Below are 13770 nucleotides of genomic sequence, written 5' to 3' on the forward strand. Positions count from 1 at the left end.
GATGAGAGACTTTTGTCAATATTGAAATAATCTAAACGACGCTAATCGAGAATTTCAGTCACGACTTCGGTCTTTACGGAATTGGCGATAAAACAGTTCTCATGCGCTAGATGATGCATTTTTTCTAACTGTTCACGTGTCGGCTGTTTATCTCCAGAAAAAACGATGCGTGGTCTCAGCACAACTTTAGAAACCCACTCTTTACCCTTGTCTCCTGCAGTCAGTTCCCCAATTGCTTCGTCCACGTACGAATCAATTACGTAGCGACGCTTAGCGGCAATAGAAAGGAAAACCAACATATGACAACTCGATAACGCAGCAATAAACGCTTCTTCTGGATCGACGTTTTCTTCTACCGAAAGTGGTAGCGGGACAACTTGAGGAGATGGGGATGCCGGAACGGTAACGCCGCCGTCAAACTGCCAGACGTGTGCTCGGCTGTATTGATTGTCGCTAAAGATTTCGTTGGCCTGACGTTGCCATCGGATAACTGCGGTGTGTGTACTCATTACCATCCCTTGCGCTGTGGGGCTTTGCCTAATAAGGCGACTTTCCATGAATAAGACCCAGTAAACCACAGTACAAAGCGTGCCCCAAGAGCAGGGATGAAATACGTGCGCTAAGCCATTAAATCACCTGATTTGTGTCTGCCTGTTGTTTGCGAGATTGGTCAATAAGACGTTGCCCTTGATGCACATTCACCTGCAATCGGTTAATCAACTTTTGCAGTTGTTCAATATCCGGAATTTGTTCGTTCTTAACTTGGATTTCAATTTCAAGCGCTTGATTTGCTAGCGTATCCAAACCTAAGTTTAGCGCCATGCCTTTGGTGGTATGCAAGGTACTGTGGAGCGCTTCAAGATCTTCCGCCATGAAGAATTCAATCAACTCATCGACCGACTTCTCAAAGTCATTCACTATGCTTTCTAGTAAATCCACCAAGGCTTCCGGTTCCTGTTTGAGGATTTCGACCGTTTCTGAGTGAGTCAGTTCCTCTTCGGTCAGTCTCAGCCTCTCAATCGGCTCACGATGCAATTGAACAATATTGTCAGCTTGCTCTGGTGCATCATCACCTTGGGTCGGTAAACGCGAAGCAAACTGTTTGAGTGCGTCAGCAAAACTCTCTCGTTGAAGCGGTTTGGTCAGTACATGGTCCGCCCCTGCTTTAATAAAGTTATCGTGCGCTTCTCTGAACACATCGGCGGTATAAGCAAACAATAAGGTATTCACGCCAAGTTTTTCACGAATAAAGCGCGTCGCCTCAACTCCGTTCATCTCCGGCATGTGATTATCCATAAGAATCAAATCATATTGGTTCTCTCGTGCTTTCTTAGTCGCAATTAGACCATTCTCAGCAATCTCGACCGTATGCCCTAGCTTCTCACAGAATCCTTTCGCCACAATCGCATTGACTCGGTTGTCCTCGGCTAGAAGAATGTGCAGGTTACGTTTGTTTTCGCGCTGAACTTTGACTTTGGTATCCGCCGATTTAGGTAACGCTTTCTCTTCCCAAGGTATTGGGAGTTCGACTAAAAACTGAGTACCAATGCTCTCTACACTCTTAAGCTTGACCTCACCACCCATCAATTCCGTTAGTTTTTTCACAATCGCTAAACCAAGCCCTGTGCCACCAAACTTACGTGTGGTGGAGGTATCCGCTTGCTCGAAGGAGTTGAAGATACGGTCTTGCTTGTCCGCCGGGATACCGATGCCCGTATCATTGATAGACAGCAATAAGCGCTTTCTTGATTCATCCAACTCCGCTCGAATCAGTACATGCCCATCACTGGTGAACTTGACCGCATTACCTGCCAGATTAAACAGGATCTGTCGAATGCGCGCACAGTCACCATTAAACTCGATGTTTTCTGGTACTTCGTTCTCGACGTAAAGCTGAATGTTTTTCTCTTCAATTAAAGGCTGAATCGCACTACAAACCGGGGTGAGCACCTGGGGTAAATTAAATGGTGTGGCTTCAAGCTCCAACTTGTTCTCTTCAACTTTGGAGAAATCCAATATGTCATTAAGAATCGTCATCAGATGCTGACCAGAGTCCAAAATAACCTGAATGTGCTCTTTTGTCCCCTTCTCCTTGGTCTCACTGGCGATGATTTGCGAAATACCTAACACCCCATTCATTGGCGTTCTTAGCTCATGGCTCATGGTTGCTAAGAATTGTGATTTGGCTTTTGCTGCCCGCTCCGCTTTTTCTGTGGCTTCGGTTAAGTCGTCATTGAGTTGCTTCAGTTTGTTCACGCGGTGTTGAGTTTGCAGCACAAATACCGCTACCAAAGAGGTAATGGATAACAAAACAAACACCCACGTAAGCATTGCTTCTCGCTGAGCAATCTCTAAAAGTTGATGCTCCGAGTATTCAACAAATTCAAAATAGTGACTCTCTAAAATACGATTCGTTAAAAGTTCAATCTTACGTTCGCTACTGCGTAACCGCTCGAGGAATAAAGCAATGTTCTTGTTTTGTATGTTGTCATTTTGCAGGCCAACTTCGGTCATAAATTCAAAGTAATGTTGCTCTAACCAAGCATCTTCTGTGTTGACAGAGAACTGTTCTTTATAAATGTTTTTCAGAGTAAACAATTCATAATGGTTTGCGACCTGTAACCCTATCAACATGTCGAGTATCTTTGTCACTTCTTGCACTTTCCCGTCAAACTGCACCACTATGCTTCGTACACGGTGTTTACTAGAAGTAAACGCAAACCACGTAGACTGATTCACGTCTTTGACCATCTGCTCAGCGGCTATTTCCAATTCCACCAAGCCTTCCGTCAAATGATGATTACTACGTTGATCCAACTTGTAACGGTTCACCACCTTATCCCGTTCTTCTATTAGGTGGTGCCCGATTTCCGACAAAGGCCCATGCAGTGCCTGTGTGTTTTTCGAGTTAACGTGCGTCATATAAGCTAAAGACAACATGACCATTATTGCAACGAGCAGAAGTGCGTTGACTATTCTGAATCTATTCATTCTCAAACACCTCCAAAATCGATGGTCTAGGCGCTGTTAATGTATGAAGAAACGCTTCTATATCTGCTGCATCACGATCACTAAGCCGCATACCAAGTTCTGACTCCGCCATGATTTGAATTGCGTCTTCAAGAGTGTTTACCCGTCCGTTGTGAAAGTAAGGTGCAGTTTGAGTCACATTGCGCAGGCTGGTAACACGAAAATAGTACTGGTCCATTCCGTCTTCTGTTCTTAAGAAGGAGCCCGTATCTGAATCGACCTCTTTGAAGTAATCAAAATGCTGCACCATTGCACCACCTATATTCTTGCCTTGATGGCACAAGGCACACCCAACCTCCTGAAACACCTTCCATCCCCGATGTTCCTTTTCATTGAGAACATGCTTATTACCTTGCAGGAATGCGTCGAAGCGAGCTCCTGGCGTCTGCATCGCTTTAAGAAATTCGACAATGGCAAGCTTTATATTTTCGGTGTCCACAGCAAGGTTATCCGCTTGCGTAAAAAGAATTTGATAACTTGGTTGGCTTCGCACGTAATCTTGGACAACTAGCCAACTAGAATCCATCCCAGTCGGGTTCATGAGTGGTCCATCAATTTGTTTCATTAAGGAGTTTTTGCTCGCATCCCAAAGGTAGCGGTAATTCAGTGATACATTAAAAATAGTTGGCGGATTTCGAGTTCCTGTACCTTTTACGCCAGGGGTAAGCGCATCTTTGGTTGCACCATTTGTTTGTAAATCATGGCACGATTCACAGCTAACATTTCCATTAGAGGAAAGGTTCTTATCTCGGAATAAATGCCATCCTATCCTTGCTAAACCCACGTCAATTTTCGGGTCACCTTCGATGGGAGGGATCAACATGTGCTCACCACTATGATCATCATGTTGGTCATAATGTGGTGCTGTATGTCCCCCTAAAGAAACAAAAAAAGCCATCAAACACAATATCGCGATGGAGCGACCTGTTTTTCTCATGTTTAGACATTCCTTATTTACCTCTCATTATGAACTTAGTTGCTTTCAAGTTTTTTTCCATTACGGCTCGTGGGGATATTGAGCTTCCTCTCATAACTTATTGATAATTAATCGTCCTGATCCTCTCAGAACTCATCGAGTTGTATATCAAGCGTATGTTGTCGACAAGACAAACAACCTTGATTGGAGAACGCGGTGAAAACCTATACGATTCCGCCCCATTTTGAATTCGGTTCTTGGCTGGAAAACATAAAATAGTGAAACTGTTCGCATTCATTGCTGCACTACTTACCACTCTGTCATTCAATGCATCTGCTCGTGATTTCTTAAACGCAGAAGACAGAACATTTCTGGACAATCAAAGCACATTAAAAGTCGGTGTACTTGAAGGAGATTGGCTACCTTACTGGGGTGATCTTGCCTCAAAAGAAGGCATCAATATCGAGTACGCAGAGGCCATGCTGCACGACTTAAATATCGAGGCAGAATACGTCCCGTATAGAACGTTAAATACACTATTCGATGGCTTAGAGAACGGAGAGATAGACCTCACCGTTGGCTTTGTTGCAACCAAAAAGCGCGCAGAACGATTCCTGTACTCTGATCCGATATTCCACACATTGAGACTGGTTTGGCTGCGTGACAGCGCATTAGAGAATACCCCGCTAGACGAGCTCAAATGGGTATGTGTGCAAGATTCAAGTGCGTGTGATCAGATTGATGCACTTGGGTTTAAACATGTCCATTCTGTGCGTAATAACATGATGATGACGGCATCACTCAACAGTGGTGCAGCCGATGCTGCCGTTGTCGGTTTGTCTACATTGAGCTCTTATGGATTCAAAAACCCGAAAGGTGAACTGACGGGTAAGGTCGTATACAACAAGTCCCTCACTCCGGGAGAAGTAACGATTTTTACCGGAAAAGAATCTACTCAGCTGATGGACATCATCACTAAGTACATCAAGCACTCGAAAGAATCCAAACACAGTCGTGTTCACATCGAAGCCAACATCAACATTCTGCACAATGAATTGATGCTCGATATTCTTGAGCAGCAACAAGGTCATCAGACCGTACGTTACACAATTCAAGATAATGTGTATCCGCTCTCTTATCTCGATCCTAAAACGGGTGAGCTCAAAGGCTATGTTCATGATTTGCTGAAACTGATGGAGCAAAAAAGCATGATCAAATTCGAATACGTGCCAGCCAATGGGCGCGATGTGGATTTGATGTTGGAAGAAAAGATCGTCGACCTACTGCCTGCGCGCAATATTAAGCTAACGGACAAGGAACGTTTCATCACCACTAGATCTCTTAGTGTTCTCCAATATGGTTTTGTTAAGTCATTAAGTAAAAACAATAAAAACTCAATTGCTATCCTCGATCGTTCAGGAAACTTTTACCCACATTTTCTCGACTACCCAAATTATCAGTACGCGTTGGTATATCGCGACTTTGATTCCTTAATCGATGCAATGCAAAGAGGTGATGTATCCCATGCATTTGTAAATCAAAGTCTTATCGACAATCACTTCTACGATAGTCAAGGCGTTAGATTCGTCTCAACTGAGCCTCCTAAGGATATTCAATTGAGAATAAAGTTGGGCATGGAACTGAGAAAAGACTCCGAGTTCTTACGTCGCGTATTGAACACCGTATTGAAAATCACCACAGACGCCGAGTTAAAGCAACTCATGGAGCGTCATGACAAAGTCACCGTTCACTATGGGGTCGACAAAGAAACCGTAGTGATTTGGGCGCTAGTCGGTGTCTGCGTATTGTTGGTTTCAGTGCTGATTTACATTCTGAGAACCGGGCATCTGACTCGTAAGATCAAGCGTAAGGAGTACGAGACCAAAGTACGTCAGCGACAAAACCGATGGTTGTCTTCGGTGCTTGATCATATCCCTCATAAGATTTTGATCTCGGATGATAACCACCAGCAAATCTTAGCCAACAAGCCGTACTTATCGATGCTGCAACGATGTAATACCGACAGCAACATCACAGATGAACAGCGCGAATTGGTTTTGAAGTTGACCAAAGATACGGACTACCCAGTACCGGATGAAATCGTCACGACGCTCTGCTCTCTTAGTAAAAAGCATTACCGAGTAAGAAGGCAGTCTCTCCTTCATCCAGAAGAAGGAACCCGCTTTCATATGACGGTGTTTGATGACATCACGGAGCTGAAAAAGAAAGAGTGTGCATTGAAAGCCTCCAACCTCAAAGCCATGCAAGCCATTGAGGCGCGAGAGCACTTTCTTGCGGTGATCAGCCATGAACTGAGAACCCCTATCGCTGCCATGCTCGGACTGATGGAACTGTTGGAACAAGACCTCGACCGCCCAGAAAGCAAAGAGCTTCTGAAAAGTGCTATGTTGTCGGCTGAGCGTTTACAGCTGCACGTAAACGACATTCTCGACTTCTCGAAAGTGGATGCGAACCAACTTCAGTTGGATGTGCACAGTGGCAATGTTTATGAAGAGCTTGGCTCAAGTTTACGCAGCTTTGAAAAAGCAGTAGAACAAAAGGCTTTAGTGTTTGAAGTGAATTGGCAACCGACGCCTTACGCCTTGGTGAATCTCGACTGGCTGCGCGTTAACCAGATCATCAACAACCTACTGAGTAATGCCGTTAAGTTCACAGACAAAGGCAAAATCAGTGTGAACATTCATGTCTGCGCAAATGAGCTTGTGTTCTCAGTGCACGACACCGGATGTGGCATGAGCAAGACTCAATTAGATGCCCTATTCCAACCATTTGTGCAGGGTGACAAGAGTATCAGCCGTCGTTTTGGTGGCACAGGTCTTGGTATGTCTATTGTGAAAAAGCTGGTCGACATCATGACCGGCACGATTGAGGTGAGCAGTAAACAAGGCAAAGAGACAGAAATTACCGTGCGTTTGCCAATGACCAGTCAGCCTCTCGACCTAACGGGAATGGGACCAATTTACACCGAAGACAAACAGATACAACGTTGGCTAAATACTTGGCAGGTAACGCTCGATGAGTTTGAACTCAAGCATCATGTCATTGAGCCAGAACCGCACTACTCCAATGTTTATCCTGACCTTATTCAGCAAAAGCTGAACACAACTTCGACGATGTCAAATCATTGGACACAACCGACAACCTGCCAATGGCAAGGTCGAGTTTTAGTGGTTGATGACGATGCTATCAACCGACTGTTGTTTAAGCGCCAGTTTGAAAAGCTTGGTGTGTGTTGCCAATTGGCAGCGAGCGGGAGTGAGGCGATTGAGTTGTTGAAGCAGGCTCAAGATGACGATGCTTTCGCGCCAATCAGTTTGATTATAAGTGATTGCCATATGCCGGATATGGATGGCTATCAACTTACACAAAAGCTCAAAGCGAGCAGCGAATTTGCCTCACTGCCCGTCGTGGGTTGCACGGCAGAAAACTCTCGTAATGTGATTGAGAAAGCGGAGCAAAACGGCATGGAGTCGGTCTTGTTCAAGCCCTATAACTTGGACGATCTCAAAGCCTTGTGTGAGCAGTATTTGGCGATGTCCTTTTCTAACGAAACTCAAAGTGACTGGTTGGATGCCTATCACCATGAAGAAAAAGCAGAAATGGCACTCGTGGTATGTGAAGCGCTGAGTAACGACATCGCATTGATTCATTCAGGCGAAGAGAGTCTTAAGTCTGTCGCGCACCGAATTAAAGGCTCTGCCGCCGCCTTGAATTTGACTCAATTGAAGCACAGTGCCCAGCAGTGTGAAGCGCTCATAGGTACAGAGCAAGAACAGCAAGCGCGCACCGCTTTACTTAACGAATTAGAAACCATCATAGCCACCACAAAACAATGGCTAGATTTGAGTGAGAACAACTAATTGAACATTTTGATTGTTGAAGATGACCGACTACAAGCAACCAATCTCAAGATTCTGCTTAATCGTCTTTTTAATGGCTCAATCACCATCGTACATCGTGGCTCTGAGGTCAGCGAAATCTGTACCGACCAAGCTGTAGATTTGATGTTCTGCGACATCGACCTACCCGATATCAATGGCGTGGACTTGCTGTGCACGCTGTCGGAAAAAACGCGTCCAAAAGGCGTGGTGATTTTGAGTGCGATGAATCAGGATGTGGTCGAAATCACTTACAACATGTGTTTGTCGGCAGGCTATGACTTTGTACGCGCACTCACTAAACCGATTTCTTGTGAACAGCTAAGCCAGATATTGACGGCGTTCCAGCAGTACACAATCGAAGAAGAAGTCGTTGCGCTGCCTGTGCTGATGAACACAACAGATATCGATTCCGCGTTCCAACAAGGTTGGTTTCATAACTACTACCAGCCGCAATACTCCGTAGTCGATAACCGTTTGGTTGGACTAGAAGCGTTGGTGCGCTGCTTTCACCCAGAACATGGCGTGTTAGCTCCGGCTCAGTTTTTAAGTGAGATCCAAACACGTAATGAACTCGATAAACTGTTTTGGTTGGTTCTGGAAAACGCCTTACGGGATTTGGCAAAGCTCAACACAAGCGTGAGTTTGTCGGTCAACATGAACCAAAAGACGCTTAAACAACCGATGAGCGAACGATTTTTCGGTTTGTGCGACCAATACCAGATTGCTCCAGAACGAGTGACGTTAGAGCTGACAGAAGATGAGGTCTACGATTCAGACGTGGTTTCGTTAGCCAACTTAGCTAACTTGCGCCTAAGAGGTGTCGGTTTGGCGATTGATGATTTTGGTACGGGTTACTCTTCTCTCAGTCAACTGGCGATTTTGCCGTACACGGAATTGAAGATTGATCGCCAATTCATCAAAAATGCGCTAACCAATTTTAAGAGCCAACAACTGACCATCTCTAGCTTACAACTGGCAAAGTCACTGGGATTAAAGTCGGTAGCCGAAGGCGTCGAAGACCATGAAACGCTTTACTATCTTCGTCAAATTGGCGTCGACCTGTATCAAGGTTTTGTGCGCAGCCGTCCTGTCCCGTTTGAGCAACTGGAAGCTTTGTTCTAATTCAATCTAAGTGGCATATGGCCTGCCCTCGCCGCTTAGATTTTGTTTGATGAATCACTTTGAAATGAATACCAAATCTTTCTCACAATACAATGTGCTCATTGTCGATGATGCGCCCATCGTAGTGCTCACACTACGTAACATGCTGACCAAACTTGGTTTCTCTGATAAACGCATTTTCACCGTTCGTCTTGCTAAGGGTGCGATTTCAATCGCCCATCAAGAGCGCATTGATCTGATCATTTGTGACTATAACTTTGGTCGCGGCATGAACGGCAAACAGCTCTTTGAAGAGTTAAAACACCTTAAGCTCTTGAGCCATGACACTGTGTTTATTCTGGTAACAGGGGAAAGCTCTGCCACTATCGTACGTGCAATCATTGAGCTCAAGCCCGACGAGTATCTACTTAAGCCCTTTAACTCAATCACGTTAAAAGAGCGCATTTCAGGCGCGGTAAAGCGTAAAAACACCTTAAAAGCCATCTATGAAGCAGAGCTGAAGAACGATGCTCACGCTGGCTTAGAAGCGTGCGATGAGTTAGCACCCTTCCACCCGGAATACTTCTTCATCATTGAGAAATTCCGCGCAGATTTCTTAACGCGCCTAAAGCTGCATCACGAAGCCAAAATCGTCTACGAACAAGTCATTGAACGCAAAGACGTTAACTGGGCAAAGATTGGCTTGGCGAACACGCTTGTCTCTCTGGGTGAAAACGACGAAGCACAACGCCTAGTACGTACCTTGCTAGAAGAGTCTCCGAACAATGTTGAAGTCCGTGAATGTGCCGCAAACTTCAACATGCTTAACCGTGAAGTGCCGATTGCAATCAGACACTTAGAGCTAGCAAACAGCTTGGTTGAAGGCAATTCAGAACGTGAACTGGTGATCGTTAACTTGTGCCTAGCAGAGCACGATTATCACTCAGCATTACAGCACTATCACGCGTACATCGAGATCAACAAAGATACCTATCGCAACAACACCTTCTCTAAGCTGAATTTGATTCGAATTTTGCTTTATTGTGTGCGAAAGCTAGAAGGTCGTGAGGATTTGCTGGCTCAGACAAAAAGCCTGTTTAAATCCATCACTAATGGCCCAGAAAACAAGACAATTAAAGACGAGTTGGATTTGATTGCCGCACACATTGCGATTGAGGAAAACCAGTACGTTGCAGCGTTTAAAGTACTCAGTGATTTGTATCGTCGTAAGCCTTTCGCTCACTTTTATGCGCAGTTTCACCTCGCTTGGTTATTGCATGAGATGAACTTCGAATCTGAATTTTCTCAAGCCATCACTTGGTGTTTTGAAAACCTACAAACCGACTCAAGCGATACCATTCTATCGAGTAAAATTGCTCTTGGTCGTTCTTTAGAAACCGACAACGCGGAGCGCCAAGCTTGGATGCAAGAACAGTACAAGAAGATTCGTGCAGCCGAGCAAGATTACCAAGCTTTGATCGACGCATTAATTGAGCTTCAAGCACGTTGTCCGCTGCTAAGAACCGTGTGTATTAACATCATCAAAGTGCTAACACGAGCTTTTCCGAGCAACAAATCGTCATTAGAGGTCGAACTGCTCATCAAGCGCTGCGACAACATTGTGAAGCAATTGGTTTCTAGTGAAGAGCTTGAGAAGAGCAGCTACGACAAGTTTCTTTTTCTGGCTCAAGATCGATGTCGACAGATGTCTGTGGTGAACACTCCACCTACGCAACCAGAACTGGCAAACTAGACAACAAAAAGGGGCTCGATGCCCCTTTCATTTCGGATTACAGGTTGAAGAAACGATTAATCCAAGTCACCTCACCGAACGCAATCAAATCGTAGATAGTGAAGAACACTGCACAGATAACGGCAAGCTTCACCAATCGAATCGCAATTAACATCATAACTTCCCACTTATCTTCTTGTCTGAGTGTCGTTGATTCTTCGCAGTTTACTGGTTTTCTTACGAACCACAACGCATGAAAACCCAGATTACGTGACAAAGTGTGTAACACAGCGAACGTCCCACCTTTGTACATTTGCTTATACATTTGGGTGCAAAGGATAAATCCATCCTCTCATCCACTCGTATCTATACTTTAAATAGTGTTTTGATAAGTCCCAGTGGTAACACAAGGAGGGCTGTATGAAACAGATACGATTGTGGCTTCTTCCTCTACTCTTGTTTGCCAGCCAAGCGCTAGCGAGCACAGTTTGGGTATTGCCAATCAAAGGCGCAATTGGTCCTGCTCTGAGTGATTATCTGTCGCGAGAGATTGAAGAGGCTCAGCAAAACGGCGTCGACCTCATCATTCTAAAAATGGATACCCCCGGCGGACTTGATAGCTCAATGAGAGACATTATTCACGCCATCACCACCTCTTCCGTACCCATTGCAACTTGGGTTGGTCCGTCAGGCTCTCGGGCAGCCAGCGCTGGCACCTACATTCTGCTCGCAAGTCATGTCGCTGCGATGGCAGAAGCCACTAATTTAGGCTCAGCCACTCCCGTTTCACTAGGCGGAACACCACAGCAACCTTCTAGTACCGACGACAAAGACAGCGACGAATCGAATGATGAATCATCAGGTAAAAACTCCGATGAAGTGCCTGCTAAAACCGCGATGGAAAAGAAAGTCATTAATGACGCCAGAGCATACATCAAAGGCTTGGCTCGCTTGCATGGCAGAAACGCAGCGTGGGCAGAGAAAGCCGTCAGCGAAGCTGCAAACATAGACGCTTCAGAAGCGTTAGAGTTAAACGTTATTGATTACATTGCTAATTCGCCCGAAGACTTGGTCACCACCATCAATGGCACAGAGGTCAAAGTGAACGGCAAGCCATATAAGCTGACGTTAGATAACCCAACGTGGGTCGAGCGCGTCCCAGACTGGCGTGCGGAAATGTTAGCGGTGATCACCAATCCCAACGTGGCTTATATCCTGATGCTGATTGGTATTTACGGACTGTTACTAGAGTTCTACAACCCTGGCATTGGCTTGCCTGGTGTGCTCGGTGGGATATGCTTGTTACTCGCCATGTATGCCCTACAAATGATGCCTGTGAACTACGTTGGTTTAGGGTTACTGCTGCTCGGTATTGCTCTGATGATTGCTGAAGCCTTTAACCCGAGCTTTGGCATACTCGGCTTAGGTGGCGTCGTTGCGTTTGTTCTCGGCTCCATCTTCCTAATGGACAGCGACATCCCCGGCTTCCAAATCGCTCTGCCACTAATCATTGGTATCGCTGTTTTCTCTGCTGGCTTAATCGTGATTACCGTTGGCTTGCTTCTAAAAATTCGCAGCAAAAAAGCCACCACCGGACTAGAAACCTACCCGGGTAAACTCGCCGTTGTGAGCGATGATTTTGTAGATGGAACAGGGCTTGTCCAACTGGATGGTGCTTTGTGGCAAGCCAAAGCTGACGCACAGCTCAAACAAGGAGACCACGTCACCGTGGTAACCATAAAAGGGTTGACCCTAACCGTGAAACCCAGTGACCGCCCTAAGGAATAGGAGGCGCTTATGATGCTCTACACTGTTGCCGTTATCATTGTTTTATTGGTTGCACTGGCAACGCAAATGTTCAAGGTGCTGCGTGAGTACGAGCGCGGCGTGGTGTTCTTCCTCGGTCGCTTCCAAGAAGTGAAAGGACCGGGTTTGATCATCTTAATTCCTTTCATTCAACAAATGGTTCGTGTCGACTTACGCACCATCGTATTGGATGTTCCGACTCAAGATTTGATCACCCGTGACAACGTATCGGTTAGAGTCAATGCCGTGGTTTATTTCCGAGTTGTCGACCCACAAATGGCGATCAATAACATCGAAAGCTACAGCGATGCCACCAGCCAGTTAGCACAGACAACGTTACGTTCTGTACTTGGTCAGCATGAACTGGATGAGTTGCTTTCTGAACGTGAACGCCTCAACAAAGATCTGCAATCCATTCTCGACCAGCAAACTGACGATTGGGGTATCAAGATCGCAACGGTTGAGGTGAAACACGTCGACCTTAACGACAGCATGGTGCGCGCCCTTGCCCGCCAAGCCGAAGCAGAGCGTAACCGCCGTGCGAAGGTCATCCACGCAACTGGTGAGTTGGAAGCTTCCAACAAGCTAAAAGAAGCGGCAGAAATGCTTAACGAAGCACCTAACGCCTTACAGCTTCGATACATGCAAACACTCACTGAGATCACCACAGACAAGACATCGACCATCATCTTCCCGATGCCGATTAATCTCGTCGAAGCGGTCTCTGATATCGCCAAAGCTGTGAAGAAGAATCAGGGAGAGTTGGAAGAAGGGAACGAGTAAGCGTAGTAGCCGCTATAGAGGAAAGTAGAAAAAGGAAAAAGGGAGTAGCTGTGTTCTACTCCCTTTACGAATTCACCATTGATTGAACTTATGCATCGGTGCACTCTTTCTTCATAATTGCTAATCCAGTTTCAAAGCAGTGCCGCCACGCGTACTCCACCCTTTCATCAAAATCAGGATCACATTGGGCGACGGTTTCTAACAGGCTGTCAAACCAGACATCAATGTCTTCAGGGGCGACGCCAATATTATTGTGTCCGTGCTTATTGCCGTATTTCCTCATCATGTCACGAGCGTCTGTTGAGGTGTCTGCCATCATCACAAACACGATAGACCCTTTAAGCATCCGGATTTGCTTCTTCATGTCCACGCCATCGAACTTTTGTCTGAAGTTTTCACCTTTCGACCAAAAGTTCTCATAGAACAAATCAAAGAAGTCCTCATGGATTACGCAGCGTTCGTAGCTGTCGTTAAATACCTCGATTACGTTCATACCCTAG

The 13770-nt window shown here is 45.6% G+C and carries 10 protein-coding genes; 5 read left to right on the forward strand and 5 right to left on the reverse strand.

What is annotated here, in order from left to right; all coding sequences use genetic code 11:
- Nucleotides 1–41: 41 nt before the first annotated feature.
- The 3 genes from KJB05_RS24620 to KJB05_RS24630 form a co-directional block, all read right to left on the reverse strand.
- Nucleotides 42–509, reverse strand: coding sequence for an OsmC family protein (locus KJB05_RS24620; protein WP_208446123.1), 468 nt, complete (start codon nucleotides 507–509; stop codon nucleotides 42–44).
- A gap of 118 nt (nucleotides 510–627) precedes the next feature.
- Nucleotides 628–2991, reverse strand: a complete 2364-nt coding sequence (locus KJB05_RS24625) for an ATP-binding protein (RefSeq protein ID WP_208446124.1) — start codon at nucleotides 2989–2991, stop codon at nucleotides 628–630.
- Nucleotides 2984–3853 carry a cytochrome c peroxidase gene (locus KJB05_RS24630; protein ID WP_244142970.1) on the reverse strand — a complete coding sequence of 290 codons (870 nt, stop codon included), beginning with the start codon at nucleotides 3851–3853 and terminating at the stop codon, nucleotides 2984–2986. Before KJB05_RS24630 ends, KJB05_RS24625 begins: the two co-directional genes overlap by 8 nt.
- A 371-nt stretch (nucleotides 3854–4224) precedes the next feature.
- Here KJB05_RS24630 and KJB05_RS24635 point away from each other — a divergent pair, with 371 nt between their 5' ends.
- From KJB05_RS24635 to KJB05_RS24645, 3 genes are all read left to right on the forward strand, one after another.
- Nucleotides 4225–7827 carry a transporter substrate-binding domain-containing protein gene (locus tag KJB05_RS24635; protein WP_208446125.1) on the forward strand — a complete coding sequence of 1201 codons (3603 nt, stop codon included), beginning with the start codon at nucleotides 4225–4227 and terminating at the stop codon, nucleotides 7825–7827.
- Entirely contained in the window at nucleotides 7828–8970 is a 1143-nt protein-coding gene (locus tag KJB05_RS24640) for an EAL domain-containing response regulator (protein WP_208446126.1), read from the forward strand. It abuts the gene before it with no gap.
- 64 nt (nucleotides 8971–9034) lie between these two features.
- Nucleotides 9035–10702, forward strand: a complete 1668-nt coding sequence (locus KJB05_RS24645; RefSeq protein ID WP_208446127.1) for a response regulator — start codon at nucleotides 9035–9037, stop codon at nucleotides 10700–10702.
- A 37-nt stretch (nucleotides 10703–10739) separates the two neighbouring features.
- Here KJB05_RS24645 and KJB05_RS24650 read toward each other — a convergent pair whose 3' ends face one another.
- Complete coding sequence (locus tag KJB05_RS24650) at nucleotides 10740–11006, reverse strand: hypothetical protein (protein WP_199459880.1); 267 nt, start codon at nucleotides 11004–11006, stop codon at nucleotides 10740–10742.
- Nucleotides 11007–11101: 95 nt separating this feature from the next.
- On the opposite strand from KJB05_RS24650, the gene KJB05_RS24655 reads away from it, so the two are divergent.
- The gene (locus tag KJB05_RS24655; protein ID WP_208446128.1) at nucleotides 11102–12469 is read left to right on the forward strand and encodes a nodulation protein NfeD; all 1368 of its coding nucleotides are present in this window, start codon (nucleotides 11102–11104) and stop codon (nucleotides 12467–12469) included.
- A 9-nt stretch (nucleotides 12470–12478) separates the two neighbouring features.
- The gene (locus tag KJB05_RS24660; protein ID WP_208446129.1) at nucleotides 12479–13270 is read left to right on the forward strand and encodes a slipin family protein; all 792 of its coding nucleotides are present in this window, start codon (nucleotides 12479–12481) and stop codon (nucleotides 13268–13270) included.
- Between the two features lie 88 nt (nucleotides 13271–13358).
- On the opposite strand, the gene KJB05_RS24665 is transcribed toward KJB05_RS24660, so the two are convergent.
- Nucleotides 13359–13763, reverse strand: coding sequence for a globin (locus KJB05_RS24665; protein ID WP_208446130.1), 405 nt, complete (start codon nucleotides 13761–13763; stop codon nucleotides 13359–13361).
- Nucleotides 13764–13770: the final 7 nt, after the last annotated feature.

The sequence above is a fragment of the Vibrio sp. B1ASS3 genome (genome assembly GCF_905175355.1).
GTDB classification, from domain to species: Bacteria; Pseudomonadota; Gammaproteobacteria; order Enterobacterales; family Vibrionaceae; genus Vibrio; species Vibrio owensii.